Annotated in this window: 23 protein-coding genes, 1 pseudogene and 2 riboswitches; of the genes and pseudogenes, 15 read left to right on the top strand and 9 right to left on the bottom strand. The window is 37.3% G+C overall.

From position 1 onward, the window contains the following. Nucleotides 1-220: 220 nt before the first annotated feature. Nucleotides 221-985: a peptidoglycan editing factor PgeF gene (pgeF, locus tag ACFXN8_RS18300; RefSeq protein WP_386847091.1), complete on the bottom strand. Its 765-nt coding sequence runs from the start codon at nucleotides 983-985 to the stop codon at nucleotides 221-223. Between the two features lie 142 nt (nucleotides 986-1,127). On the opposite strand from pgeF, the gene ACFXN8_RS18295 reads away from it, so the two are divergent. The 3 genes from ACFXN8_RS18295 (at nucleotide 1,128) to ACFXN8_RS18285 (ending at nucleotide 3,970) form a co-directional block, all read left to right on the top strand. Next, the gene (locus ACFXN8_RS18295) at nucleotides 1,128-1,781 is read left to right on the top strand and encodes a transmembrane-type terpene cyclase (RefSeq protein WP_386847089.1); all 654 of its coding nucleotides are present in this window, start codon (nucleotides 1,128-1,130) and stop codon (nucleotides 1,779-1,781) included. 264 nt (nucleotides 1,782-2,045) lie between these two features. Further along, nucleotides 2,046-3,038, top strand: a complete 993-nt coding sequence (locus ACFXN8_RS18290) for a VanW family protein (protein ID WP_386847087.1) — start codon at nucleotides 2,046-2,048, stop codon at nucleotides 3,036-3,038. 107 nt (nucleotides 3,039-3,145) lie between these two features. After that, nucleotides 3,146-3,970, top strand: a complete 825-nt coding sequence (locus ACFXN8_RS18285; RefSeq protein WP_386847085.1) for a methyl-accepting chemotaxis protein — start codon at nucleotides 3,146-3,148, stop codon at nucleotides 3,968-3,970. Between the two features lie 44 nt (nucleotides 3,971-4,014). Here the strand turns inward: ACFXN8_RS18285 and ACFXN8_RS18280 are convergent, their stop codons facing one another. From ACFXN8_RS18280 to ACFXN8_RS18270, 3 genes are all read right to left on the bottom strand, one after another. Further along, on the bottom strand, nucleotides 4,015-4,632 hold the full coding sequence (locus ACFXN8_RS18280; protein WP_386847083.1) for an HAD hydrolase-like protein: 618 nt from the start codon (nucleotides 4,630-4,632) through the stop codon (nucleotides 4,015-4,017). Between the two features lie 327 nt (nucleotides 4,633-4,959). After that, on the bottom strand, nucleotides 4,960-5,739 hold the full coding sequence (locus ACFXN8_RS18275; protein ID WP_386847081.1) for a YibE/F family protein: 780 nt from the start codon (nucleotides 5,737-5,739) through the stop codon (nucleotides 4,960-4,962). Beyond that, nucleotides 5,739-6,863, bottom strand: coding sequence for a YibE/F family protein (locus ACFXN8_RS18270; protein ID WP_386847079.1), 1,125 nt, complete (start codon nucleotides 6,861-6,863; stop codon nucleotides 5,739-5,741). Before ACFXN8_RS18270 ends, ACFXN8_RS18275 begins: the two co-directional genes overlap by 1 nt. Before the next feature lie 258 nt (nucleotides 6,864-7,121). On the opposite strand from ACFXN8_RS18270, the pseudogene ACFXN8_RS18265 reads away from it, so the two are divergent. Next, nucleotides 7,122-7,368: pseudogene (locus tag ACFXN8_RS18265) on the top strand (SDR family oxidoreductase); the annotation flags it as partial. Between the two features lie 153 nt (nucleotides 7,369-7,521). Beyond that, nucleotides 7,522-7,647: riboswitch (FMN riboswitch) on the top strand. Between the two features lie 302 nt (nucleotides 7,648-7,949). After that, nucleotides 7,950-8,075: riboswitch (FMN riboswitch) on the top strand. Between the two features lie 190 nt (nucleotides 8,076-8,265). Further along, complete coding sequence (ribE, locus tag ACFXN8_RS18260) at nucleotides 8,266-8,904, top strand: riboflavin synthase (protein WP_386847077.1); 639 nt, start codon at nucleotides 8,266-8,268, stop codon at nucleotides 8,902-8,904. Here ribE and ACFXN8_RS18255 read toward each other — a convergent pair. Further along, nucleotides 8,870-9,208: a hypothetical protein gene (locus ACFXN8_RS18255; protein WP_386847075.1), complete on the bottom strand. Its 339-nt coding sequence runs from the start codon at nucleotides 9,206-9,208 to the stop codon at nucleotides 8,870-8,872. The two genes, ribE and ACFXN8_RS18255, sit on opposite strands and share 35 nt — an antisense overlap. Before the next feature lie 74 nt (nucleotides 9,209-9,282). Between ACFXN8_RS18255 and ribB the strand changes: the two genes are divergently transcribed. The 10 genes from ribB to ACFXN8_RS18205 all read left to right on the top strand — a co-directional run bounded on the left by ribB (nucleotide 9,283) and on the right by ACFXN8_RS18205 (nucleotide 18,688). Further along, nucleotides 9,283-9,912, top strand: coding sequence for a 3,4-dihydroxy-2-butanone-4-phosphate synthase (gene ribB, locus ACFXN8_RS18250; RefSeq protein ID WP_483869461.1), 630 nt, complete (start codon nucleotides 9,283-9,285; stop codon nucleotides 9,910-9,912). Between the two features lie 325 nt (nucleotides 9,913-10,237). Further along, nucleotides 10,238-10,705 carry a 6,7-dimethyl-8-ribityllumazine synthase gene (ribH, locus tag ACFXN8_RS18245; RefSeq protein ID WP_376073415.1) on the top strand — a complete coding sequence of 156 codons (468 nt, stop codon included), beginning with the start codon at nucleotides 10,238-10,240 and terminating at the stop codon, nucleotides 10,703-10,705. A 183-nt stretch (nucleotides 10,706-10,888) separates the two neighbouring features. After that, on the top strand, nucleotides 10,889-12,334 hold the full coding sequence (locus ACFXN8_RS18240) for a spore germination protein (protein ID WP_386847072.1): 1,446 nt from the start codon (nucleotides 10,889-10,891) through the stop codon (nucleotides 12,332-12,334). 503 nt (nucleotides 12,335-12,837) lie between these two features. Next, a complete protein-coding gene (locus ACFXN8_RS18235; protein WP_386847070.1) occupies nucleotides 12,838-14,142 on the top strand; it encodes a sensor histidine kinase in 1,305 nt (434 codons plus the stop codon). 847 nt (nucleotides 14,143-14,989) lie between these two features. Continuing rightward, the gene (locus ACFXN8_RS18230; RefSeq protein ID WP_386847068.1) at nucleotides 14,990-15,544 is read left to right on the top strand and encodes a histidine phosphatase family protein; all 555 of its coding nucleotides are present in this window, start codon (nucleotides 14,990-14,992) and stop codon (nucleotides 15,542-15,544) included. Nucleotides 15,545-15,564: 20 nt separating this feature from the next. Next, nucleotides 15,565-16,428 (top strand): GNAT family N-acetyltransferase, encoded by an 864-nt coding sequence (locus ACFXN8_RS18225; protein ID WP_386847066.1) that lies wholly within the window; start codon nucleotides 15,565-15,567, stop codon nucleotides 16,426-16,428. 112 nt (nucleotides 16,429-16,540) lie between these two features. Further along, nucleotides 16,541-16,909, top strand: coding sequence for a hypothetical protein (locus ACFXN8_RS18220; protein WP_386847064.1), 369 nt, complete (start codon nucleotides 16,541-16,543; stop codon nucleotides 16,907-16,909). 84 nt (nucleotides 16,910-16,993) lie between these two features. Further along, nucleotides 16,994-17,215, top strand: coding sequence for a DUF2829 domain-containing protein (locus tag ACFXN8_RS18215; RefSeq protein WP_386847062.1), 222 nt, complete (start codon nucleotides 16,994-16,996; stop codon nucleotides 17,213-17,215). Nucleotides 17,216-17,270: 55 nt separating this feature from the next. Beyond that, a complete protein-coding gene (locus ACFXN8_RS18210) occupies nucleotides 17,271-18,026 on the top strand; it encodes a 3-oxoacyl-ACP reductase (protein WP_386847060.1) in 756 nt (251 codons plus the stop codon). A 152-nt stretch (nucleotides 18,027-18,178) separates the two neighbouring features. Then, on the top strand, nucleotides 18,179-18,688 hold the full coding sequence (locus ACFXN8_RS18205; RefSeq protein ID WP_386847058.1) for a QueT transporter family protein: 510 nt from the start codon (nucleotides 18,179-18,181) through the stop codon (nucleotides 18,686-18,688). Between the two features lie 114 nt (nucleotides 18,689-18,802). On the opposite strand, the gene ACFXN8_RS18200 is transcribed toward ACFXN8_RS18205, so the two are convergent. The 4 genes from ACFXN8_RS18200 to ACFXN8_RS18185 form a co-directional block, all read right to left on the bottom strand. Further along, the gene (locus ACFXN8_RS18200; RefSeq protein WP_386847056.1) at nucleotides 18,803-18,973 is read right to left on the bottom strand and encodes a hypothetical protein; all 171 of its coding nucleotides are present in this window, start codon (nucleotides 18,971-18,973) and stop codon (nucleotides 18,803-18,805) included. Between the two features lie 181 nt (nucleotides 18,974-19,154). Continuing rightward, entirely contained in the window at nucleotides 19,155-22,283 is a 3,129-nt protein-coding gene (locus ACFXN8_RS18195; protein ID WP_386847054.1) for a stalk domain-containing protein, read from the bottom strand. A 424-nt stretch (nucleotides 22,284-22,707) separates the two neighbouring features. Then, entirely contained in the window at nucleotides 22,708-24,051 is a 1,344-nt protein-coding gene (locus tag ACFXN8_RS18190; RefSeq protein WP_386847052.1) for a TldD/PmbA family protein, read from the bottom strand. Nucleotides 24,052-24,054: 3 nt separating this feature from the next. After that, the gene (locus ACFXN8_RS18185; RefSeq protein WP_386847050.1) at nucleotides 24,055-25,443 is read right to left on the bottom strand and encodes a TldD/PmbA family protein; all 1,389 of its coding nucleotides are present in this window, start codon (nucleotides 25,441-25,443) and stop codon (nucleotides 24,055-24,057) included. Between the last annotated feature and the right edge of the window lie 343 nt (nucleotides 25,444-25,786).

The raw sequence follows: 25,786 nt of genomic DNA, 5'->3' as shown, positions 1-25,786 counted from the left end.
CCTTTTAACTTCTTTCAGCAGATCTCTTTTGTAGCGAAAGCAAAGCGTCAGCTACAGAAGTCCCCTACCTCTATAGGTGGTGAGTTGAATGCGAATTAATGTTACTTTTCAGCGGGTATCCAAACACCCCCTGAAATAGAGGAACTCAGTCTAAGAACGCCACGTCCTGTGGCAACGACTGAGTGACCAACATCATGTTGGCCTAAAGCCTCCGGCGAATCTACTGTTCTTTTCGCATAATAAAGCTTAAATGTCTGCCAGCCTGTTTATCTTGGCGGTAAGAAAAACCGTCTGGGCTGAGATATGTGCACGTTGAATCAATCAAAATCTGCTGAGAAGGAATACCTGAAAGCTCACATTGCTTTTTGACAGTTTGCTGATTATCGATATGATATTTATTTGTTTCTGCATTGTAATACATTAAGTCCTCAGCATAGCCTAACTTGTGGAATTTTTCATAAACATCTGCATCCACCTCAAATTTCTGCTGACTAAGTGCCATACCGATTTGTACGTGGAAATCTTGTGGATTACAATGCTCATGCTCCATCAAATGTTGGAAAAGCTTAGATGTTACTTCCTTGACAGTCCCTTGCCAGCCTGAATGAACCACGCCAATAAGGCCCTTGACTTCATTATAAAAAATGACAGGGACGCAATCCGCTGTAAAACTACATAAAAGTAGATTTGGCTCTACTGTATAAAGTGCATCGGTATTACTAATGGCAGTTTCCATTTGCTCAGCGCCGCGTCCTTTATCAGAAATGATAACTTTATGGAAATTAGCGCTATGTGTTTGTTGCGTGCAAATAAAATTAGTTAGGTCACAGTTTAAAGTAGTTGCCAATTTTTTTCGATTTTCCAGCACATCTGCTTCATTCACACATGTATGAAGTGCCATATTGTTTAGTTCTAACTCGATGTCATCCTTTAAGGTAGTGCCTGCGATAAATTGGTCATTATCAAAATAAATTTTAGTTTTCATATCATCACCTCGTATTACTATATATGATTGGTTAATGAATGTATAGGCGCTTACTCTTAAGATTTTTAAGATCTTGAGTATTCACATATCCTTTCTACTTCTTTTGACATAAAGAATAGATTTCATCATATAGTATGGAAAAATGATAATTAGAGGGAAGGAGTTTGTAAATATTAATCAAGAAAAATTCATACTGATCAGCCAATTCGGCATGTGGCTCTTTTGGATTATTACATATATATTAATCATCAAACAAGGAATAAAGGATAAGAGATATGGGATGCCTATGGCTGCAATTTGTGCCAATATTTCATGGGAATTTATTTTTTCATTTATGTATCCGCTAAATAACTTGCAAAGGATCCTTACGTTCCTGTGGTTTCTTTTGGATATCTTCATTCTGATGCAATTTTTACATTATGGTTATAAGGAGTATAAAAAAATTATTCCGAGAAAGGTATTTTATTCTTCTTTTTTCATAACACTCATAGTAAGCTTTTTCACGATTTTAGCGATGATGCATGAATTCAAAGATATGGCAGGCATATACGCCGCATTTTTCCAAAATCTGATGATGTCAGGGCTTTTTATCGCTTTATTCATACAAAGAGGGAATTTAAGTGGACAATCAATGGGCATAGCGGTTTGTAAAATGGTCGGTACTGCGTTAGCAGCAGTTTGCTTCTATTTGTATTTTAGAACATCATTGATTACTATTATTTCGCTTGCAATCTTTATTTATGATTGGATATATATAGTATTAATCTATAGGTTTTATGTGAAATTTGCTAATTAAAAAAATTGATAAAAAGATGTACCTTGCCCTTCATCTGTACTCTACAAAAACACTCAACTTTGTAGAGTGTTTTTAACTTATTTCAGCGGGTGTTTGGACACCCGCTGAAATAAAGGAACTCAGTCTTAACATCATGCTGTTAGCAACAATTATGCCGAGGCATAATTGATTTTATAAACAAATAAAAATGATGAAATGAAACACACTATCAGCAATACACGAATAAGATGTCTCTGTAGTATGACGATAGGGTAGGTGTTTTATTTGAAAAAGAAGTGGATGATCACATTATGTATTATTTGTACCATTGGGCTCGTTGGCTGTCAGGGGAAATTTGCGGATGAGAAAAAGCAAGAACAACAAATTCAAAAGTCAGAGCAAAAAGCTGAGGATTTAAAAAAGCCAGTAACCTTTGAACAACAACAAACAGAGCCTGTCATTGTTGAAATTGTGGATCCTTCTACGAAAGCCATCATACAAACAATTTCACCGAAAGAAATGGGCTATGAAAGTGATAAACAATCGTATACAAAACAAATTGAGCAATTAGCAAAAGATTTGGCGAGAGGGAATGAAAAAACGACAGGCTATGATAAGCGTATGATACTCGATAAGCTGGACGATCAAGGGAAAATAATGAAAGGTAGTCCTTTAATTGTTTTGAAAGAAAGTGAATTAGTAGAGAGAATATTAGAAGTATCAGCTACTGGTGGTAAAGTGGAGATGCCTCTTAATATTACAGAAAGCGGATATTATTTAGAAGATATTCCTTTATTAGAAAACGTAGTTGTTGCATCCTATACAACTTATTTCAATACCCGCGATTTAGGAAGAAATAAAAATATTGAGCTTTCTGCGAAGGCAATTAATAATGTTATCGTTGGAAGTGGAGATTATTTCTCGTTTAATACAATCGTTGGACCTAGAGACGAAGCGAATGGATATCAGCCCGCACCAGAAATTATCAACAAAAAAGTTGTGATGGGCATTGGGGGAGGTATTTGTCAAACGTCCTCAACCTTATTTAATGCAGTTGATCAAATACCAGTAAAATTTGTAGAACGTCATCACCATTCATTAGATGTGGGGTATGTTCCGAAAGGAAGAGACGCTACAGTTTCTTATGGTGGTTTAGATTTTAGATTCAACAATACCAGTGATGTACCTTTTTTAATAAAAGCTAACTATGGTAAAAACTCTCTTACAGTTGAGGTAAGAACAGCAGAAAAATATGTAGAAATCTTGAAAAAGTCATAGTAGTTTTTTCAAGACACTTTAGCTAAAGGTGTCTTTTTTTAGGTGTCATGCTATAGTTAAATTGAGGAATTTCAGTATAATCGTGTTATGGGAGAAGGGGAAGGATAATGCATTCAAAACTACAGGCGGCAATAGATTCTATCGATTTTTACCAGGTAACATATCCAGAAGATGCTTGTATTATAGTTGCTGATGCGGAGAAGGTCATTGCCTACAAGCCAGGTAAACAAGTGGACTTAAAGATCAATGTTGGTGATCCTGTAGTGAAGTATCGTGGAACAACAACTGAAAAGTCTCTAAGCCTAGGAAAGTTTATTAGGGAAGAGCGAGGTTCTGAGGAATTTGGAATAGCGTATATTGCATCTGCACAGCCTATTTTTGATGGTGGGAAAGTAATCGGCGTGTTAAGTGCCATTATTTCGAATGAAAAAATGGATGGTATGCGTTTATTAGCAACTGAGCTTTCGAGTTCTGTTGAGGAAATGACTGCAACGAATGAAGAGTTAGCAGTAGCAAGTGTAGATGTATCAAATCGCTTGGGGGAGCTATCCAAGTTTTCAGAATCAATGACTGGCGATATTCAACAAATCAATACGATTGTTCATTTAGTAAAAGATTTAGCTATGAAATCTAAAATTCTTGGATTAAATGCTTCCATCGAGGCTGCTCGCTCAGGGGAGCATGGACGGGGCTTTGCAGTAGTAGCATCTGAAATACAAAAAATGTCACAAAGTAGTACGGAAAGTGCCGATAGTATTACAAATCAATTAGAAAGCATTAAACAATCTATTGATCAAGTCAATGAATCAGCAAATCAAATCGCAACGTTTACTCAGCAATTTTCTGTGAGTATGCATGAATTAACCGATGCTTATAAAGGAATTAACAGCGCAGCAGAAAAATTAATGCATATTAGCGAGGTAAAAGCCTAACATATAAAAGGATAATAGCAATTTAATCGCTATTATCCTCTTCATTATATGATATTTAAAATTTCTTGTGGTGTAGCAACTTTGTGCTCGGGTTCTTCTTGTTGTACAACTTCAATAGCGTCATATCCCCAACCAACCCAAATAATAGGCACCCCCACTTTTTTGCAGGCTACGATATCTCTTTGTTCATCACCAATGTATAAAACTTCTGATGGTGTAATGCTTGAGTCTTTTAAAAATTTCTTTATCACCTTATCCTTTCCAAAAATACGGTTTGAACAAAGAACATTTGACACACAATGAATGTCGTTCATTTTTAGAAATTCTAAAATGTTCTCCTGTGAATTGGAGGAAATGATAAGGATTTTATAGCCTCTTTTATCAATTTCCAACAGGACTTCCTTCATGCCATCATAAAGATGAACATCATTTAATGACTGGCGATACAAGCGATAAAATTGAGGTAAAATCATGGGCAATTTATACATAGGAAAGTCGAATAATTTACTTCGTTCCGCTATAGATAATTTTTTTAATGATTCAATTTCCTTTAGCTCTATTCCTTTAAACTTATATTTTTGCGCAATTGTATTCCAAGCTGATGTAAACACTGCCGTAGAATCTGCCAATGTTCCATCAAAATCAAAGATAATATATTTCATTACAAATTTTCTCCTTTATCATCTAATTGTAAAGACGTTTTTTTCTTGAAAATGTTACTGCCTATACTTAAAAAAATGACATGATTATACAGGATATGAAACAGCGTATTGTAAATAACTCTTGATGAGCAATTTTTTACTAAATGAGGGGATAATTTTTCTTCTAAAGGGGGCAAGACAGTTTCTTTGGAAATATTGTGCTGGGGAATACGTGAAATTCAATAACGAAAAGAAGAATAAACAGTAAAAAATAAATCATCTATAAATTTTTTATGGACTAAAAAATACCTATCACCCGTTGATATTGAAACGGATGACAGGTAAGGTCTAGGATGAAGCATTTTCAGTTTTTTCTCGTTTTTTTATTAAATAATAGGCATTTACAGAGGAAGTAATAGGAATGATAAGTGCGATTCCAATGCCTGCGCAGAATATCATAATAAGTTCAGTGACAAATACTTTAGAATTAATGATTTCACCAAATGAATAAGATAAATCTTTAAACCATATGAGCAAGCTTAAATATCCACCAAAGAAAGCGAAAAATAATGTATTTGTATCTGTACCTAAAATGTCCCTTCCAATGCTTAAACCCGATGTAAATAATTTTTTTCTGCTTATTAACGGGTTATGGTGAAGAATCTCATGCATGGAAGTGGCAATGGAAATGGCAACATCCAAAATTGCACCAATTGTACTCATAATAATAACGGAAGCTCCAATTTGTACAAAATTGACGCCAATATTAAGTGAAAATATGCTAATTTCTTCTGCGGATTCTTCCCCAAATCCTCGAATCATTGATTTCTCCGTTACAAACACAATAAAAAGTAATAAAATTACAATCGTAATCATCGTAGAAATGAAAGCAGTCATCGTTTTACTACTCATTTCATTAATAAAAAATAAGCTAATCCAACTTATGACGGTACAGGCAATGAGCGTTAATATAACAGGACTATTCTTCGGATTGGTCATTAAAAAAATTGTTATAAAGAGTACTCCAAAGTTTAAAAATAAAGATAGAAAAGAGCGTATTCCTTTTTTTCCACCAATAACGATCATCAATATGAATAAAATGGCTGTTAACCATACTAATACATTCATTATTTTGCCCTCTTTCGTTTAATGAAAAAAATAGAAGTGTAAAGACTAATGGGGATCGTTAAGACAACACCAATTCCACCTGCTAGGGCACGAGCTAATTCTAACGAAAGGTTCATGGAAAGTGTTTGCCCTAATGGATAAGAATTTTTCAAATATAAAATTAACATTGGAAATGAGCCAGAAATATAAACGAAGAACAAAATACTTGTAATCGTTCCCATAACGTCTTTCCCGATATCCATTCCAGAAGTTTTTAAAGCTTGGTCAGAAATATCTTGGTTTTGCTCAAATAATACGAACATAGAAGAAGCCATTGTGATGGAGACATCCATTACAGCCCCTAATGCCCCAATAAATAGCCCAGCCATAAAAATCACTCGATAAGGTCGTGTTAAAAATTGCATCTCTTCATATCGAAGCCCATTCTCGGATGTAAACCACAGGACTAAAAAGCTAATTAATAACGAAATAAATGTTCCTAAAAGTGTTGCAACAATCGCTGCATATGTTTTTTCATTCAAGCCGTTAATGAGAATTAAAGAAATGATCGTAAATAAAAGAACACATACCCCACTTATAAATATCAAATTTATAGTTGAATGTACATATAAATCCAAGGCGAAAGATAATACAAGGGAGTTTACAATTAAACTGATGATTGAAAATAATCCTTGTCTTTTACCAACAATCAGCAAAGCAAAAATAAAAATCCACGCTATTATTAAGACGAACTGATCACGTTTCACGTCTAAAATAGTCCCAGTTAAATCTCCATCCTTGTCTGTATTTGCTTTAATGGAAACAAATAATTTATTTCCAACTTGATACTCCTGATCGAAGGCTCCGGATGCTGAATACTCATTAATAAAATGAATAAGCATACCCTTTTCTTCACCATTTTTTAATACAGCTGTAATAAGCTGAGTATATAAATGATCATCATTTTCATACATATCCGTTACAGGGTTTGATTCAGTTAATTCCGTTTTTATAACTTCTGCAATTGGACGCTCATAAAATGCTTCGTTGTGATAAACGAAAAAAACAGAGGCGATAAAGCAAATGGCAATAAAGGTATAAAATATAACTTTGTTATACGATTTTTTTTTCAAGATGTTTTGCAATAAAAAAACCTCCAATGAGGGAAGAGAATTTAATCATATACGTTGTGTTCATTGTTAGAGTTGACATGAACAATGACTCACAATATTACTATGATTTTTTTTTTTTTGTCAAGCAGAGTAAAAAAGTGCCATGTATAAAGAACGTGCTAATTGAAAAGAGGTTCCTTAATTAAATAATACTGTTAATATGCCTTTTAGCGACCTAAATTAGTTATAGCATTATTAAATTAGTGTTATTTAAGGTCTTTATCATTGTAATTAGTGCGTAAAGAAATCCGTATGAATGCAGTCCCAGGGCCGATTTGGACGCCGTTAACTGTCTCTGGTTAACCAACTGAATATGTCAAAATATTTGGCTCAGATACGCAATGAAACGAGCGGGGCAATCAATTGAGCTTGCACCTACCTATATTTATTTAGCATCCGCTGACTCATCCTTTGTCACTGGTCAAGTATACATGTTAATGGCGGAATAATAACGGAAACTAGGCAAAAAAATTGCTAGCGGTGTGTTCCTAAAATCAATTATGTCGAGGCATAATTGATGTAGTGATATTGAAAACGCAACGACAGCGAAATAATTTTAGAAAAAAATTTTATTAAGAATTATCTGGATAATAAAATAAAATAGTGTTATCGTAAGAAATAGCTAAATAAAAATATCCTTCAGGGTAGGGTGAAATTCCCAATCGGCGGTGATGAAGCAATTCAAAGTCCGTGAGCGCAAGCTGATTTGGTGCAAATCCAAAACCGACAGTTATAGTCTGGATGGGAGAAGGGTAAAAGTATGAGCTTTTTAAATTCACTTGAGTTTATAAGGTCTATTTGAGTATGCTTTTATGTAAACTACTTCCCATCGTTTAAGTTGGGGAGTTTTTTTTTCTTCATTCAGTGGGTGTTTAGACACTTACTGAGGAACTCAGGTTAAGAACTTCACATCCTGTGAAAACGCCTGAGTGACCAACATCGTGTTGTTGTTGCGTTAGCACTACGCTTTCGCACAAAAAACATCTGTTGGCCTAAAGCCTCCTGACGCAATTACGCCAAGGCGAAATTGATTTTATTTAGCTAACGAATTGAATAACAGTAGTTCTTCGGGGTAGGGTGAAATTCCCAATCGGCGGTGATGAAGTAATTCAAAGTCCGTGAGCGTAAGCTGATTTGGTGCAAATCCAAAACCGACAGTTATAGTCTGGATGGGAGAAGAACGATGAGATGACGACCTATGGAAAAATATTGTATCCTAAAGGTTTATTTGTTGATGTCTTATTTATATGAACTCCCAAACCCCTTTAATCAAAGGGGTTTTTTGTTTGAACAGTAATTTTTGGTTAAGCAGACGGATAGGCCTCCCATAGCGGAAGAGAACTGCTTAGACCAATGAATGAAAGCGGGTGAAAAAATGTTTACAGGAATTATTGAGGATATTGGTACCGTAAAAACCTTGCAAAGCGATCGGCAAAGTATGAAAATTACCGTTATTTCAAAGAAAATGGTAGAGGATGTAAAGCTCGGGGACAGTATCGCGGTCAATGGTGTTTGTTTAACAGTGATCCATTTTAATGAACAGGAGCTTACGATGGATGTCATGCCTGAAACGGTGAGAGCAACAAATTTACAGCAGCTAGCAATTGGAGATCCGGTAAATTTAGAGCGCGCAATGTCACCTAATGGGCGATTCGGTGGTCATTTTGTATCCGGACATGTAGACGGCATAGGGAAAATATTGAGAAAGCGGCCGTTAGCAAACGCAGTCTACATTGATATAGAGCTATCAAAGGAGTTAACAAGCTACTGTATTCCAAAGGGCTCCATCACGATAGATGGAACGAGCTTAACACTCTTTCATGTCGAGAAAAACGGTATCACAGTATCATTGATACCCCACACATACAAGGAAACAATTTTCGGTAAGAAGAACATTGGTGACCTCGTCAATGTAGAAACCGATTTAGTAGGGAAATACATTTTGCATCAACTAAAGCGTGGACAGGAACCACCGACCGTTACAAGAGATTTTTTAGCACAAAACGGGTTTTAACTTCTTTCAGCGAAGTCCAAACATCCTCTGAAATAGAGGAACTCAGTCTAAGAGCGCCACGTCCTGTGGCAACGACTGAGTGACCAACATCATGCTGTTGCCGCTGACGCTTCGCGCAGATAAAACCCTTTTGCTGACGCTTCGCGCAGATAAAACCCTTTTGCTGACGCTTCGCGCAGATAAAACCCTTTTGCTGACGCTTTGCTTTCGTACAGACAAAACCTTTTGCTGCCGCTGCGTTAGCACTACGCTTTCGCACAAAAAACATTTGCAGGCCTAAGCACAAAGCCGATTCCGGACGCATTGTTTATCTGCGCGACAGCGACAATTATACCGAGGCATAATTGATACAACATTATCTAACAGGAGGTGGCGATATTGCTACATTCGATTGAAGAAGCAATTGAGGATTTAAAACAAGGTAAGATGATTATTGTAGTAGATGACGAGGATCGGGAAAACGAAGGGGACTTACTAGCACTTGCGGAATTTATGACCCCTGAAACGATTAACTTTATGGCGACCTATGGAAGAGGTCTTATTTGTACGCCGATTTCACAGCAACTCGCACAAAAATTAGCATTAAACCCTATGGTTAGTGTGAATACAGATAATCATCAAACGGCATTTACCGTAAGTATAGATTATGTTGACACAACAACTGGAATTAGCGCCTTTGAACGGGCAATGACTATACAAAAAATGCTAGAACCACAAGCAATAGCTTCAGATTTTCGTAGACCAGGCCATGTATTTCCGTTAATAGCAAAGGACAACGGTGTATTAGAGCGTAGAGGACATACAGAGGCTACAATTGATTTGGCCAAGCTTTGTCATAGTATTCCGGCGGGCATTATTTGTGAAATTATGGGCGACAATGGCAAAATGCTACGCTTTAATGACCTTGTTAAATATGCAGCACAACATCATTTAAAAATGATTTCCATAGAAGCATTGGCAACATATCGTCGTCAACAAATAGTGGAAGAAAATACACTGACAATATAAAGGATCATCAACAAAAGTTTGGAATGATATTTGTTAAAACGTACTCTATGTATATAGGTAGATTGGAGTGGAGACTGGCGACTCCTTGGGGATTTGCAATAGGGGAACGAAGGCTAAAAGCATCACGTCCTGTGATAACGCCTTCGTGACTAACATCGTGTTAGCCCGACGCCCCCAGGAAGCTTTGCTCTGTGCGAAAGCGAAGCGTCAGCAATTGTTTTATCTGTGCGAAAGCGTAGCGACAGCAACAACAAAGGGCCCAGTCGGAACGGAAATCAACCCCACGTTATGATGATTAGACAAAATAAAAGAGGAGAGATTAAAAATGGTTAAAACATTTGAAGCGCAATTAATTGGTACGGATTTAAAAATAGCAGTAGTAGTAGGTCGTTTCAACGAATTTATTACTAGTAAATTATTAGACGGTGCATTAGATGGTTTAAAGCGTCATGGGGTAGATGAGACTTCTATCGACGTAGCATGGGTTCCTGGTGCATTTGAAGTTCCATTCATCGCGAAACAGTTAGCTGAAACAAAGAAATATGATGCAATTATTGGATTAGGTACGGTAATTCGTGGTTCAACAACACATTATGATTATGTATGTAATGAATCAGCAAAAGGAATTGCAAATGTGTCACTAACTACAAATGTACCTGTTATTTTTGGCATTGTTACTACTGAAAATATTGAACAAGCAATTGAGCGCGCAGGGACTAAATCAGGAAATAAAGGTTATGACGCAGCAATGTCTGCTATTGAAATGGCAAATTTAAAGAAGCTGATTGGATAAATCTTTCCTAATAATAGGTTGGGAATTTCTTAGCTAATTTATTCTGATAAAGATTTTAAACAGCATATATTCTTGAATATTTTTTAAAAGCATGGGGAAAATATCCGTAAGTGTATTTATGTTATTACTCATAAATGTACTAATTTGGAGCTGGTTCAGTAGGAGATGATGGATATTTCTTCAATGGAACAAGAGTTAAATTTGAAATCTTTGAAGTCACTATTTCAACGCTCTGCTGATGTGATATTCCAAGAGTATTTCTTTCAGCAACATAAAGTACATTTGATAAAATGTGAAGCGATGATTAATGAGCGGTTACTGCAGACCGTTATTGTGCAACGAGTTCAATCATTATTTACTGCAACATCGGAGGAAATGTTAGAAGAACATATACAAAACAATTTACGCGTTCCTCATCTTCAGAAAATATCAAGTAAAGATGATGCCATTACAAGAGTTTATAAAGGACATGTTTTACTCTATTTCGAAGATATGAATTTGCTGTATTCGAGTTATATCGCTAAAAAACCAAATCGAGAGCCTAAAGAAACAACTCTTGAATTAGTTGTCAAAGGTCCGAGAGATGATTTTATTGAGGATGTTTTTATCAATATTGCTTTAATACGAAAACGATTGCCGACTAATTCATTAAGTGTTGAGACATATGAACTTGGTAAAAGATCCAAAACAACCGTAGCTGTACTTTATTTTGAAGATGTCGTAAATAAAAAGATGCTTGAGAAAATAAAATTACAGCTGCAGCGAGTTGATACGGATATTGTATTTAGTGGAGATTTATTGATGGAAAGAATTGAGCAGAGTGCTAAAATTCTTCCTAGACATGATTATACTGGACGTCCTGATTTTGCTGTACAAGCTTTAAGTAGAGGGCGCATTATCATCATCGTTGATGGTGTATCGTATGCCATTATTACACCTGCCAATTCAATGTTACTTTTTAAATCCGGTGAGGATAACGAGTATCCGATTATTGTAAGCTCTATGGAGCGTTTACTACGCATAGTGGCTATCTTAATAAGTATACTTTTACCAGGTTTCTGGATTGCACTTTCAACCTATCATCAAGAGCAATTGCCATCCATCCTATTGGCAACAGTTGTTGAATCAAGAACGGGTCTCCCATTTCCAACTATTCTTGAAACATTAATGATGCTTTTTATGTTTGAATTATTTCGAGAAGCAAATATACATCTTCCCAATGTTATCAGTGGTTCCATAAGCGTTGTCGGGGGGTTAATTATTGGAGATGCAGCGATTAAATCGGGGGTTACGAGCCCTTCCATGATTGTAGTTATAGCTACTTCAAGCATTGCAGCTTTTACACTCGTCAATCAATCTATCGTAACAGCGATGAGTATTCTCAGGATAATCATCGTTTTAGCATCTGCCTTTTTGGGGTTATTTGGATTCTTCGTTTCGGTGTTTTTCATACTTATGTATACTGCAAATATGCGAGTATTAGGTGTTCCGTATTTAAATATGGGAGCAGATTTAGATTGGCAGGACATTAAAAAATCTTTAGTTCGCCTATCTCCTTCGGGTTATCGTAAGCGACCGAAATTTTTAAATGTACAGGATGAGACAAAGACATCGAGTAGGAAAAAATAAATACTTATAATGAAGAGATCAGGTTTTTATTGGCCTGATCTTTTTATCATTTTCCGACAGAAGACTCCCACTTCAAAGATGGGAAGAATATAGTCTAAAAAGTAGGACGAGATAAATGTTGGTTGGTGATAGTCAAAACTTGCTTGTGATGATAAACTAAGAACTAATATTCTTATTTAGAGAGGCGAAGAATCCTGAATAGTATTTGGAACAGTATGTTTTAGATTAATGTATAGGGGTATATAGCCATTGTTGTTCAAAGTTCTCTAAAATATCTTACGGCCTTCATCTGAATTACAACAGGAAGAATGGTTCACTACGCAAATGATGAATTTTAAACAACCATAAAAAAAGAAGTTTACTGTAGTATAATAGGGTTGTTAGATATGAAATTGTTTCCTTGGATGGAAGTTTGATATGATGTCAACTAAGACTAACGATTTTTTATGTACAATTAAATTAAGACATTATTCATGTCTATAGATGAGGAAGTACCAGTTTGTATGAAAAAACGAAAAATAAAACTAATTTTAATACTATCCATTCTCTTATTAGTATTGTTTACAAGTTTAAACATTTTTATTTCCTATATAAAAATGAAAAAGACAGTAGAAGAGTCAATAGCGAACCAAAGTCTGGAAGCGGCTATTTCTATTGCATCTTTAATTGATGTAGAGGCGTACAAACAATTTTTAGATAACCCCGAGAAAAACGATTATTATTGGCAATTGAGAAGCTACTTAAATGATGCAAGAGTAAAATTAGGTGCTTTATATGTTTATACATTAGATATTGTTAATCCACAGGTCTCCATAGCAATGATTATGGGTTTACCAAGTGATGTTGAAGGCTTTGATATCGGAATGGACTGTACAGTACCCGAGACACAAGTGCAAAAAGCTTATAATGGAGAAACATTTGCAACAGAAGTAATACAAGATTCTGTACATGGCTCCTACTTAACTGTTGGTGCACCGATTAAGGATGAAACAGGGGAGGTTATTGCATACTTAGGCATTGATATTAGTGCAGACACATTAAATGGCATTAAGGGAAAAGTGGTCGAAGACAATCTTTTTATCTTTATTTTTAATGGTGTATTCATTTTAATCGTGATCGGCTCTGTTTTCTTTTTACAGAGATGGTATCAAAAAGAAGTGGTAGAGGAAGTTGAAGCGACAGAAGATACATATCAAGCAGAAATTAAAACTTTAATCACGTCCGTGTCCTCTTTAAGACATGATTTCACAAATCATATACAAGTATTGCATGGATTTTTACAATTAGACAAACCTGATCAGGCAAAACAATATTTATCTTCACTGTCTAAAGAGGTTCAGGCTATTAATTCTCTCAAATTAAATATCGATCACCCTGGCTTGTCGATTTTATTGCAAACGAAAAAACTAACGGCACAAAATCATAATATTGAAATGGATTTCACAGTCACTCAGGATGAATTTAATAAAATTAAAACAACGGATTTAATCAAAATCTTATCGAATTTAATAGATAATGCAATTGATGCGGCAAATGAATTACCTGAAGAACAACGTAAAATTACAATTTGCTGTAAAGCAGATGACACACAATATATATTTAAGGTTACAAATACTGGACCAAATATTGCAGAAGCAGGGCAAATATTTAAGCAAGGATTTTCCACAAAGAAACCAGAAAGTGGTAAAATAAGAGGGCAAGGCTTATTTATTGTGAATGAAATAGTCAATAAGTACGACGGTCAAATTACTATCGATTCATCAAAACATTTAGAGACAACCGCAATAGTAACTATTCCAATAAAGTAAATTTCGAAACTTCCTACAAAAAATTGTAGGAAGTTTTATTTTTGGTGGATAAACTATTTTGTTAATGAAATAAAAGTAGGGCTCTTCGGCAAAACGTGGGATTGATTTCCGTTCCGGCTGGGCGCTTTGTCGCTGACGCTTCGCTTTCGCGCAGATAAAACATTTGTTGCTGTCGCTACGCTTTCGCACAGATAAAACATTTGTTGCTGCCGCTTCGCTTTCGCACAGATAAAACATTTGCTACCGCTACGTTAGCACTACGCTTTCGCACAGAAAACATCCGCTTCGCTGCAGGGTCTCGGGCCAACAGATGTTTTTTGCGCGAAAGCGAAGCGGCAGCGGCAACAGCACCGATGTTGGTCACGAAGGCGTTATCACAGGACGTGATGCTTTTAGCCTTCGTTCCTCTACCGCTAATCCCCAAGGAGTCGCCCAGCCTCCACTCCAATCAAACATCCCTCATATGGCATGTTACTTTAATTTATAGTGAAAAACGAAACTTCCGTAAAGGGGTATGTCTGTGAGAAAGCGAAGCGTCTTCAGCAAGAAGTGTTTTTTAGCGAAGGCGAGAAACCTGGAACGGAAATCACCTTCATTTAAAGCGTTACAATATTAACGAATATTTCCACGAGAATTTTGTTCAATGCTGGACTTCCTACAGAAAATTTAGGAAGTTTTTTTATTTTTTTAAAACTAAGTCCGCTATCGGCAAAGTGAAATATTTGCCAGTGAAATAACTCCTTCACTATGCGAAAAGCAGTTCAACTTTCACTTTTACATTTTTTGAGTCATTCATTTCATATAGTACTAATAATCGATGGTATTCTATTAGGGGGAGTTGAAATATTTGGATAAATCAATCCTTGATTTATTGAAAAAGGGAGGATTTGTTTTGTATACCAGGCATGGTCAAGCAACTGTCGGAGTAGATCAACCATATTTAAACTTCCAAGATTGTGCTACTCAAAGAAATTTGTCTGAATTTGGGCGAAGGGAGGCCGTTTACTTTGGACAAATGCTACGCCATTTACAAATTCCGATTAGTTCACCGATAGTCGTAAGTCCTTTTTGTCGTACAATTAAAACGGCACAGCTTGCATTTCCTTATTCTTATATCCAAATTGACTCAATTGGATATGAAATTTATAAATTGGGTGGAAATATTCCTTTAGTTGAAAAAACAAATATATTATCAAATCTGCAATCGATGTTAGAAAGAAAGCCACCACAGGGTACAAACCAAGTGATCGTTGCCCATAGCTTTCCCGAAGGTGTTGGATTAGGGAAGATTTCTAATATGGGAATGGTTATTGTGAAACCAAATGGTCCTGGAAATGGGTATGAAATAATAAAAAAACTAACTTTAGAAGATCTACCACTTTTAGGTAGTATCTCTAATTAAGCTAGGGATGGGAGAAAAGCATGGAAATAAAAACAGTCTCACAGTGCACTTTAGCGGAAATTTTAAAAGCTTGGAATAAAGGCTTTGAGGGGTATTTTGTACAAATAGAAATGAATGAAGAGGTGTTTTTAAACCGACTTGATGGTGAAGGTCTATCACCAGAGCTATCAATCGTCGCATTTGAACATAATAATCCTGTTGGTATTGTTTTAAATGGATTTAGATTAATGGATGGTAAGAAAACATCTTGGAATGGAGGAACAGGTATCTCTCCAGACTATCGCGGTAAAGGTGTTTCTCGTATTTTAATGGAAGAAACCATCGCCATCTATGAAAGAGAGAATGTGGAAGTTGCAACGCTTGAAGCTATAAAAGAGAATAAAGTAGCAATTGCGTTATACGAGAAGTATGGCTATACCATTACAAATCAATTGTTATTTTTAAGTGGTGAATATGAAGCAAAAGTAGAGAAGCCAATCGAAATTCATGTGGAAACTATTCGGCCAGAGCAGCTATCGCATTTATCTTTTTATCAGGACAATGTTCCGTGGCAATGTAGCTGGCACAGTAATAAACAAGGAGAAGCTAAAGTTTTTTATAACGAGAATAATGAAGCGATTGGTTATATGTTATATAGAACTGTATGGGATCAGGAGGGAGCCATCGACAGCATAGTTCTTTATCAATTAGAGCTATTGGGGGATAGCAATGTTGAACATATTCCACATTTTATCGCAAGCATTACAAGACACAAAGTAAAACTGAAAACAGTTAATTTTTTAGCAAGTAATCCAGCCACGAGCTATTTGACGGAGAATGGGCTTGAAGTAAAGACGGAGCAAGTGCAAATGAAAAAGAAAATTAATAGTTTGCGTGGTGAGTAGAGAAAATTACGGAAGGTTTGAAATGTCAACGTAAGAGAATGGCGATGTTGATGAAATTGAATTAAGCTCTAGTTGTTCCAAGTAGTTTTAAAAAGAAGGTGTTTGTTAAGTTATGAGGAAAATACTCATATGTAATTTACTACTATTAGTATTGGTAGGGTGTACACCGGCTATAATTACTAATCCCACTGCGAAATCTATTCTTACAGAACATTATCAAGCGGATATTCTTCAGTATAATAATTTGATTTATATTAACGCTACAAGCTTGGGATCGATGAAACAATTAGAATATACGAAGTGTGAGAAGATAGGGGAAATTATTAAAACTACAAATTCCTCTAAAAATTTCAAAGATTTTTATGCTACTAAACTGGAAAGTGGAACAAAGATTTTCTCTACAAATGATAATAATATTTATACAATCATTGCAGAAATAAATGGGCAACAAATACTTTATACGGTTTTGCTTGAGGGCTAAGTTATATTAGTAGTACAGGTTGTAAACATTCATAAATTCCAGTATACTAATCTGATAAAGAATGTAAATAAAGGATGAATTTAAATGACGTTTGAAGAGGTTTTACCACGCTTGAAAGCGGGAGAAAAAGTAATTCGTAAAGGTTGGGGCGGTGCTGAATTATATGTGAAGCTTGTTGGACAAAGCGAACATGATGGCGAGGCTTTGAATCCTTACTTTTTAATTAATGTACGTGGTGAGGGCTATACAATGTTTACACCGACAGTCTGTGATTTATTAGCGGAAGATTGGATAATTGTTAATTAATCGGAAGAGCCATCTCAAATGAGGTGGTTTCTTTGTTTTTAGAGGAGAGAGATCAATGACGTTTGAAGAATATAAGGGTAAAACGGTATTTGTGACGGGGGCTGCTTCAGGTATTGGTCAAGCTCAAGCTATTGCATTTTTAGAAAATGGAGCAAAAGTATTCGGGTTTGATCTAGATGAGCAAGGGTTAGGAAATCTACATCACCAATACCCTGAACAATTTGCTTATAAAGTAGGTAGTGTATGCAATAAGGACGATGTAGAGCAAGCATTTGAAGCTGCAATTTCAATCTTTATGCAGGTAGATATTTTATTAAATACGGCAGGCGTTTTAGATGGCTTTGCAAAAACGCTTGATACAGATGAGGCGCTTTGGGATAAAATTATGAATACCAATGTTAAGGGTACTTATTTTGTGACGAATACGGTATTACCCCATATGGTAAAACGAAAATCAGGCGTCATTGTTAATATGGCATCTATTGCAGGGCTTGTTGCTGGCGGTGGTGGTGCAGCGTATACAGCATCTAAACATGCGATTGTCGGCTATACGAAACAGTTAGACTTAGATTATTGTCGTGAAGGAATTCGCGCCAATGCCATTGCACCTGGGGCCATTCAAACACCGATGAATAAGGCAGATTTTGAAGGTGATGGGGAAATGGCCAAATGGGTCGCTAATGAAACGCCTGCTGGACGCTGGGCACAACCACATGAAGTAGCGAATTTAACACTTTACTTAGCAAGTTCGGCTGCTGATTATATTCATGGAGCTATTATGCCAATCGATGGTGGCTGGCTAACGAAATAAGATTGTTCAATCGTAAATTCTTCTGATATAATACGCAGGTAAGCAAAAATCTGCTTGCACTACGGCACTTCAGATAGGGCGAAAAGCTCTCTTCCTTTGGCCGTAGTTATTACTAAAATAGCGGATGTGCTATTTTACAAAGGAGAATAAAATTGAATACATCTATAGTAAAAGATTCAAGCCGTACTTCTGTAACTGAGCTTACAAAGACGGCACTCGTTGCAGCTTTATATGTGGCTGTAACTGTTTTATTGTCAGTCATCAGTTTTGGGGCAGTTCAATTACGTCTATCGGAGATGTTTAACTACCTGGCCCTCTACAACAAACGCTACGTATTAGCTGTGACTCTAGGAGTAGTACTCGCAAATTTCATGTCACCAACGTGGATATTAGATGTACCTATTGGTGGAATTGCGACATTTCTCGTTTTAATTCTTTGTCGAAGAGTAACGAAAAATATAACAAATGATCTTGTGAAAATGGTTATAACTGCATTGATTTTTGCTATATCAATGTTCACCGTTGCAGGACAATTAACAATTCTCTATGATCTTCCGTTTTGGGCAACATGGTTTACGGTTGGAATCGGAGAGCTATTGTCAATGACTGTTGGTGGTATGACTATTTATTTATTAAATAAAAAAATTGATTTATCGAAATAGTTTTATGCATAAAAAAGCGAGTCTCTTTTATGAAGTAAGGGTGCTCAGTTTTGACCACAATCTTACCTAGTACACCTTGGGCCAAGTTCATCAGCTCAAATACTTCAGCCTGAATCAGACAATATAAACCTCATCGCCCGGATTCTTACTGGTATATTCCAGCATAAGATCCGGGCGATGATTCTTTTCGAAGAGGATCAAGACTCCCAGTTCTTTAACAATATTCCGCAGCCGTTCGGTAAACACTTTTGGACCCTGCGCCTCAACAAATTGTATTTTACTCATCACTAAACCACCTTTTTCATGAATCTATGTCCACCTAATCCTAAATTTCCCTTTGCCAGTTAGACCAGTCATTCATATTGAGGACAAATGAGCTGTAATGCTCAAAACAAGAAGGGACCCCTCTTATGGTCCATGAAGCACCATTGAGAAGTCCCTTCTGTGAAGAAGTATTGCTTTTCTTTTAAGATTGAGTGTCAGATGGGGCAGACTTTACCTCTTCTGTCGGGGTATCAGCATTTTTAGGCGAAAGTCTCAACTGATTAGACGGTATAGATAATACATTTGAACTTCCTGAATTGGCTACGGTCATTATTACAGCATGATAAGTAATAGACGTATTGATTTCATTACCATATACATCATTCATTGAAGCTAAAGATACACCGCTAGTATTATCGTTCGACCGGATTGAGGTGTAATTGTTTGCAACGACCAAATCCGCAAACGACAACTTGAAACCTTCTACTTTATCTGATGGAACCATGAATATTCGATATTCTTTTACGTTGTTTTCCTTGTTTGCTTTATTAAAGCTAATCCTGAAATCACTATATGTGCCAGTATTCCCCGCGGTAGAAAGATTTACATTAGTTACTGCTTCTACTGCGGCAGAATTGGTTAACGTAACTTCATTCGAAGCGCTAGACAATGTAAATGTGCCGGTTGAACTGCCTTTTCCAACTGACACTACGTAGACGTTGTATGGCGTACCATTAGTGATAGAATTCCCATCTATATCCGTTGCCTTATCGTTAAGGACCTGGCTAGTATTGCTGCCGGAAGTACTTACGGCAGTATAGCTTGGAAATTGGATGTTGCTTGCTATTACAGCATTGAATGGTTTATTTTTAGGTACAACCATAATTCGATATTCGCTTATATTCGATGCATCAGATGCATGATTGAACGATACCAGTAAATCTCGGCCATCTCCAAAATCACTTACATCGCTTGCCTTAACATTGCTGACCGCTTGAACGGCTTTATTGTTAGTAAGCGTAATCACCGACGAATCAGAAGATAGAGCATTGGCGCTTGAAGAATTTCCATTCGCTACAGTTAGTACATAGACACGATAGCCAACGCCTTCTTTAATGTTGTCGCCGCGTACGTCCTTGGCATTATCTAATGTCCTAGTTACCGTTCTATTCCCACCCCTGCTCTCAACCGCGTAATAAGAGCTGCTATTGGCTTGTGATAGGTTGAAACTGCTGTAATAAGCTGTCGGTACGACAAAAATCCGATATTGATTGACATTTGTTTCATCGGAAGGCTTCGTGAACGATACCTCTATATCACGGCCATTTCCATAATCACTTACATCAGCAACATTTAGATTGGTTACAGCCTGCACATTGTTGTTCTTACCGAGCGTAATCGTAGACGTTGGCGCGGACAGCGCATTGCTGCCGGAATAATTGCCATAGCCTACCGAGAGAACATAGACACGGTAGCTAGTTCTTTCAGTGATATAATTGCCGCGCACATCTCGAGCATTTCCCGAGAGCGTCAGCCCGTAATTGTTATTTCCTGACTTGTTCACAGTCGTATAATTATTGCTGGATACATTATTAGCATCCGACAGACTGAAGTTACTGTAATACGATGTTGGCACAACCATAATGCGATAGTGACTAATATTAGACTCATCCGCTGCTTTAGTGAAAGAGACAGAGAGATCACGACCGTCGCCATAATCATTCACATCGCTGGCATTGAGATTCGATACTGCACCTACATTGCTGCTATATAGTGTAATCGCATTGGAAGCAGACGATAATACGTTATTTCCTGAGTTCGTAGCTACAGCCATTACGAATACACGATAGCTGACTCCATTCTGAATGGCATAACCGTCTGTATCTCGTGCGCCTGAAGAGAGAACCTGAGTAATATTGTAGCCTGACTTGTTCACCTGCGTGTAATAAGTGCTGGATAGATTGTTCGCCTTCGTCAATGTGAAGTTCGAATAGTTGCTAGCTCTTACAACAAAGATCCGGTAAGAGCTGATGTTAGACTCATTGGATATTTTGTTGAAGCTAACTCGCAGATCACGTCCATCCCCATAGTCGTTGACATCGTCAACTTGAGTAATAACAGGAGTAGCCACTGTATTTGGATTAAGTGTTACTGACGAAGAAGCAGATGACAGCTTATTAACAGCTGAATTTGTGTTGCTTACAGACAGAACAAACGCTGTATAAGGTACGCCGTTCTTAATATATTCACCGGAAGAGTCGCGCGAAGAAGAAGTCAGAGTTCCTGACAACGTACCGCCATTGCTTCCTGATTTATTGACTGTCGTATAGTAACTGCTAGATAAATTATTCGCACTAGTAAGGCTGAAATTGTTAGCGTCCTTAGTCTTTACGATAAACACACGGTAATTCGAGATATTATTGTCATTCTGCGGACGAGTGAAGCTAACCGAGATATCGCGTCCATCGCCGAAATCGCTAATATCGCTAATTTTCACATTTGTTACCTCTGTAACCGAAGACATGTTCGTTAGGGTAATCTTCTGAGAAGATTTCGATAATACGCTGGAATAAGAACCTTTTCCAACTGCAAGTACATACGCTACATAAGGCTGGTCATTTCTAATATAGTCTCCGTCCACATCCCGCGAACTTTGAGTTAATATTATAGAACGATCCGAGCCGGCAGGTGATACTTTCGTATAATTTGAAGCGGAGACCTTCAGGGCCGACGCCTGATTAAAGCTTTTTGAAGCCTTCACAACGAGAACCCGGTAATGATCCACAAGTGATTCAGTAGACGATTTGGAGTAGGTAACTTCCAGGTCACGCCCATCTCCTTGATTACCAATATCTCTAACCGACACATAGGTCGCTGGAGAAATACTGATATTGCTCGGAGTGTCAGAGTTAATAGATACTATCTGATTATACGAGTTCCAGTCAACATCCTGACCAAGCGCTTCACTAACAAAGCGTACTGGCACCATTGTTCTGCCATTTATTATCTGTGCTGGCACATCAAGCGTAACTCTCTCGCCATTAATAGTAGCTACCTTCGATTTAATCTTGAGAACTACCGTTGTGCCTCCTTTAATCCCAGTAACGGTTTGATTCTTTCGATCCCAATCTACGTATGCATCCAATGCCTCAAAGATTGCTCTAAGCGGCAGCATGACGCGCCCTTGAACCATCACTGGCGGCTGGTCGGTCTTTAATTGAACCCCGTCCACATAAATCGTGATGGCCTTTGCCGCTTGAGCGGTCGTTGGCTGCAGCAATATCGGTACAATAAGTATCGCTGCAAGAAACAAAGTCCAAATTTTCTTCATAAATTTCACCCCTCCTATATTAATCTGGCATGATAGACATCATTGCATAATTAGTACGTACCAATAGGCAAAAAAGTTTCATATATTTACCTCTATAAGAAAATTTAACCGAGAAGGTGATGCCATCAGCTTTATTGGGCGTTTTCCTATATGAAATAATAAATGTAACCTCGCTTAAGTGACGTATTATTCATAGTACGAATGAAGAGGTTTACATTTCAAAGATTATAAAACGAATCGTAATGTAGGGACGATGATTTTCTTCATTAGAACAGCTGGATCAGAAGTTGGCCGATGGACATATCTCCATCAAAGCCGATCAAATGCAATCAAAAAGCTTGTCGCAATGATTAGCGAAAAGCTTTGCCGAGAAGTACCATATATTCTAGCTTAATCTGTAATATGTGACTCATCTTTTTCCGTTTTATTCCACCGTCACTGATAGCTCCTTCACAAGGAGGGAAGGGGAGCCGTACCCATCTGGTAGGAAGTAAAGCTCTGAGCTAATTTCTTCGATATTATTTAAGAACTCAAAGAAGTTTCCGGCTATTGTCATTTGCTTCACAGGTGATGCAATTTTGCCATCTTGAATATGGAAACCTTTCGCTGCGACTGAAAAATCACCAGAAACCGTATTCGTACCGGAATGAAGCCCTGATAAATCTGTAAGAAGTACTCCGTCGGTAACCGAGTTAATTAACTCGTCTTGTGATTTCTTACCAGTCGAAATATATAAATTTTGGGGCGCAATAGATAAAGTACCTTTGTAGGAGTCTTTATGTGCATGCCCAGTTGTCTTACAGCCGTCCTTTTTCGCCGTTTTTCTATTATGCAATAATGTTTGAAGCTTGCCATTTAAAATAATTGCCTGCTCTTTTGTTGCAACGCCCTCTCCATCAAAACTTGCTCCAGACAAAGTGGCGGGATGGAATGGAGCATTCAGCAATGTAATAGCCGCTGACGCCACTTTTTGTCCAACCTTTCCTTTTAATAAGGATTGGTCTTTTTGAGCATTTTCAGCTGACAGTATCGGCATAAAGGTACTTAATAATGATGCTGCCGCGTCTGCGCGTAGGATGATTGGATATTTTCCAGATGGAATTGACTTTTCACCAAGATTCGCAAGTGCTTCCTCGGCTGCTTCTTTAGCAATTTCATCAGCATTGAGAGAATGAAAATCACGAGTCATTTTCAAATAGCCACCCGTTTTCAGTTCCTCACCATCTTTAACTACTGTGGAAAGGAAGATGACTAGGCCGTTCTCCTTATGTGATAGGGAAAGGTTTTTACTATTCGTTAAAGAACGTTCAGTAGTATATTCTTCAAGAATACAGTAATCAAGCGTTACAATGCACGAATCGTAGGCACGAATTTTTTGCTCAATTAAACGTAGCAGCTCAATTTTTTCAGGAATTTCGATCGTCTCTAATTCTTCATTGTAAAATTCATGTGGCGTGTATTCATTACTGCCTTCAAAAATATCTATGCCCTCATCTTCATCTAGAACGTCTGCATTTGCTTTTACACTGTTGATTAAAAAGGACATCGAATCATCGTCTAGTTTTTCTGTATAGGCGTACCCCATTTTTCCGTTATGTAGCCCACGTAGACTGAGACCTCCATCCTCAGACGTTTCATAGCTATCAATCTGTCCTTCGTAAAGCATACATTGAAAAGAGCTTTTTCGTTCAAAATAAACTTCAGCTCCTTTAAAACCGGCTTCTATCGCTTGATCTAGTAGTTTTTCTTGATATTCAGCAATGTTCATCAATTATTCCCCCTTTGTTCCACCAACTGTCATTTCGCTAACACGGATCATTGGCTGGCCAACATTGACAGGAAGACTACCACTAATTGATCCACACATGCCAGCACCGTGCGCAAGGTTATTACCTACATGATCAACTAGCTGCAATGTTTTTGCTCCGTTGCCTATAAGTGTTGCACCACGTACAGGACGATCGATTTTTCCGCCCTTTACGATATAAGCCTCCATAACCGCGAAGTTATAATCACCAGTTGATGGATTTACTTGCCCGCCACCCATATATTTTGCATAAATACCATATTCGGTAGATGCAATAATTTCTTCAGGTGTAGAAGTGCCTGGAGCGATATATGTGTTCGTCATTCGGGATGTTGGATTGAAGCGATAAGATTGGCGACGTGAAGATCCAGTTGGTTCAGCATTCATACGGCGCGCATTAAATTTATCAATCATGTAGCCTTTTAAAATTCCATTTTCAATTAAGATGTTTTTTCGCGTTTTTTCCCCTTCATCATCAATGTTAAGGGAACCCCATTCGTTTGGAAGTGTGCCATCATCAATATATGTAACAATATCAGGGGCAACTTTTTCACCAAGACGATTTGCAAAAACGGAATTGTTTTTCGCGACGGCAGTAGCCTCAAGTCCATGACCACAAGCTTCGTGAAATATAACACCGCCAAATTCATTATCAATGATGACAGGGAATTTTCCGCTAGGACATTCATCGGCATGAAGCATAGTGACCGCAATACGTGCTGCTTCACCAGCATAGTGCTCTAAATCTAGATTTTCGATAAATTCAAAGCCTGCATGTGCGCCAGGACCATAGAAGCCAGTTTGCATTTCTTTGCCCTCGGAGGCAGTTGCCTGGATGGCAAGTCGACTATGAATACGCGTATCTTCTACAAATTTTCCTTCTGAGTTGGCGATTAAAACATGCTGCTCTTCGTCAAGATACCGGACTTTAACTTGACTAATACGTTCATCATAATTTCTAGCAATGTCATTAGCCTGCCGCATGATTGTTGCTTTTCTAGCATGTTCCACACTGTTTGGTAGAATGATAACGTTATGAATAGGCGTAATAATGTCTTTTATTAGTGGTTGAATTGTTCCGGTAGCACCACCTTTAATAGCAAGTGCTGCTCGTTTTGCTGCTGCTAGTAAGCCTTCCTCTGAAAAATCGTTTGTGTAAGTGTAGATGCTCTGAAGACCAGAAAAAATACGTATACCAATGCCAAAGTCACGTCCAGAAATACTTTGTTCAATTTTTCCACTTTGTAATGTACATTCATTGACAAACTTATCCTCGATGAAAACTTCGGAAAAATCGCCACCTGTTGAAAGGGCAGCTTCAAGTACATTTTCAATAACCGATTGTTTAATCATATTTTCCCCTCCTTTTCTTAAGTATACCAAATAATCGGAATGTTCAGTATTAGATTATTTGGATCAAATCTAGTGAAATTTATCACAGAATTGAGCTTCAGGAAGCCCACTTCTTCAGAGGTGGGAGGAATGAAGTGCTTTTTTCTTTATAGAACATATGTTTATGTCGTATATTGTGAATAATCAAAAAAAGAAAGGAGTGACGGGTAATGACGAAAGGGAAGAAAGATTGTTTTGTTATAGAGCTCAAGTTACTTATAGATACATGGCAAAAGGATATTCTATTAAAACGTTTTGAAATTGCCCGTACACTCTATAATACAACTTTGTCTTATGCAGTAAA

It is taken from the genome of Lysinibacillus sp. NPDC059133, assembly GCF_042755925.1.
Classification (GTDB): domain Bacteria; phylum Bacillota; class Bacilli; order Bacillales_A; family Planococcaceae; genus Lysinibacillus.
The sequence above is the reverse complement of the archived record's forward strand: the minus strand, read 5'-3'. Positions and strand labels throughout refer to the sequence as shown.

Excerpts from the sequence above, each read along its gene's own strand:
- ACFXN8_RS18215 (WP_386847062.1), top strand. The coding sequence starts at position 16,994 with ATGACGTTTGAAGAGGTTTTACCACGCTTGAAAGCGGGAGAAAAAGTA.
- pgeF (WP_386847091.1), bottom strand. The coding sequence starts at position 985 with ATGAAAACTAAAATTTATTTTGATAATGACCAATTTATCGCAGGCACT.
- ACFXN8_RS18225 (WP_386847066.1), top strand. The coding sequence starts at position 15,565 with ATGGAAATAAAAACAGTCTCACAGTGCACTTTAGCGGAAATTTTAAAA.
- ACFXN8_RS18295 (WP_386847089.1), top strand. The coding sequence starts at position 1,128 with ATGATAATTAGAGGGAAGGAGTTTGTAAATATTAATCAAGAAAAATTC.
- ACFXN8_RS18200 (WP_386847056.1), bottom strand. The coding sequence starts at position 18,973 with ATGAGTAAAATACAATTTGTTGAGGCGCAGGGTCCAAAAGTGTTTACC.
- ACFXN8_RS18185 (WP_386847050.1), bottom strand. The coding sequence starts at position 25,443 with ATGATTAAACAATCGGTTATTGAAAATGTACTTGAAGCTGCCCTTTCA.
- ribH (WP_376073415.1), top strand. The coding sequence starts at position 10,238 with ATGGTTAAAACATTTGAAGCGCAATTAATTGGTACGGATTTAAAAATA.
- ACFXN8_RS18285 (WP_386847085.1), top strand. The coding sequence starts at position 3,146 with ATGCATTCAAAACTACAGGCGGCAATAGATTCTATCGATTTTTACCAG.
- ACFXN8_RS18240 (WP_386847072.1), top strand. The coding sequence starts at position 10,889 with ATGGAACAAGAGTTAAATTTGAAATCTTTGAAGTCACTATTTCAACGC.
- ribE (WP_386847077.1), top strand. The coding sequence starts at position 8,266 with ATGTTTACAGGAATTATTGAGGATATTGGTACCGTAAAAACCTTGCAA.
- ACFXN8_RS18190 (WP_386847052.1), bottom strand. The coding sequence starts at position 24,051 with ATGAACATTGCTGAATATCAAGAAAAACTACTAGATCAAGCGATAGAA.
- ACFXN8_RS18255 (WP_386847075.1), bottom strand. The coding sequence starts at position 9,208 with ATGCGTCCGGAATCGGCTTTGTGCTTAGGCCTGCAAATGTTTTTTGTG.
- ACFXN8_RS18280 (WP_386847083.1), bottom strand. The coding sequence starts at position 4,632 with ATGAAATATATTATCTTTGATTTTGATGGAACATTGGCAGATTCTACG.
- ACFXN8_RS18235 (WP_386847070.1), top strand. The coding sequence starts at position 12,838 with ATGAAAAAACGAAAAATAAAACTAATTTTAATACTATCCATTCTCTTA.
- ACFXN8_RS18220 (WP_386847064.1), top strand. The coding sequence starts at position 16,541 with ATGAGGAAAATACTCATATGTAATTTACTACTATTAGTATTGGTAGGG.
- ACFXN8_RS18275 (WP_386847081.1), bottom strand. The coding sequence starts at position 5,739 with ATGAATGTATTAGTATGGTTAACAGCCATTTTATTCATATTGATGATC.
- ACFXN8_RS18195 (WP_386847054.1), bottom strand. The coding sequence starts at position 22,283 with ATGAAGAAAATTTGGACTTTGTTTCTTGCAGCGATACTTATTGTACCG.
- ACFXN8_RS18210 (WP_386847060.1), top strand. The coding sequence starts at position 17,271 with ATGACGTTTGAAGAATATAAGGGTAAAACGGTATTTGTGACGGGGGCT.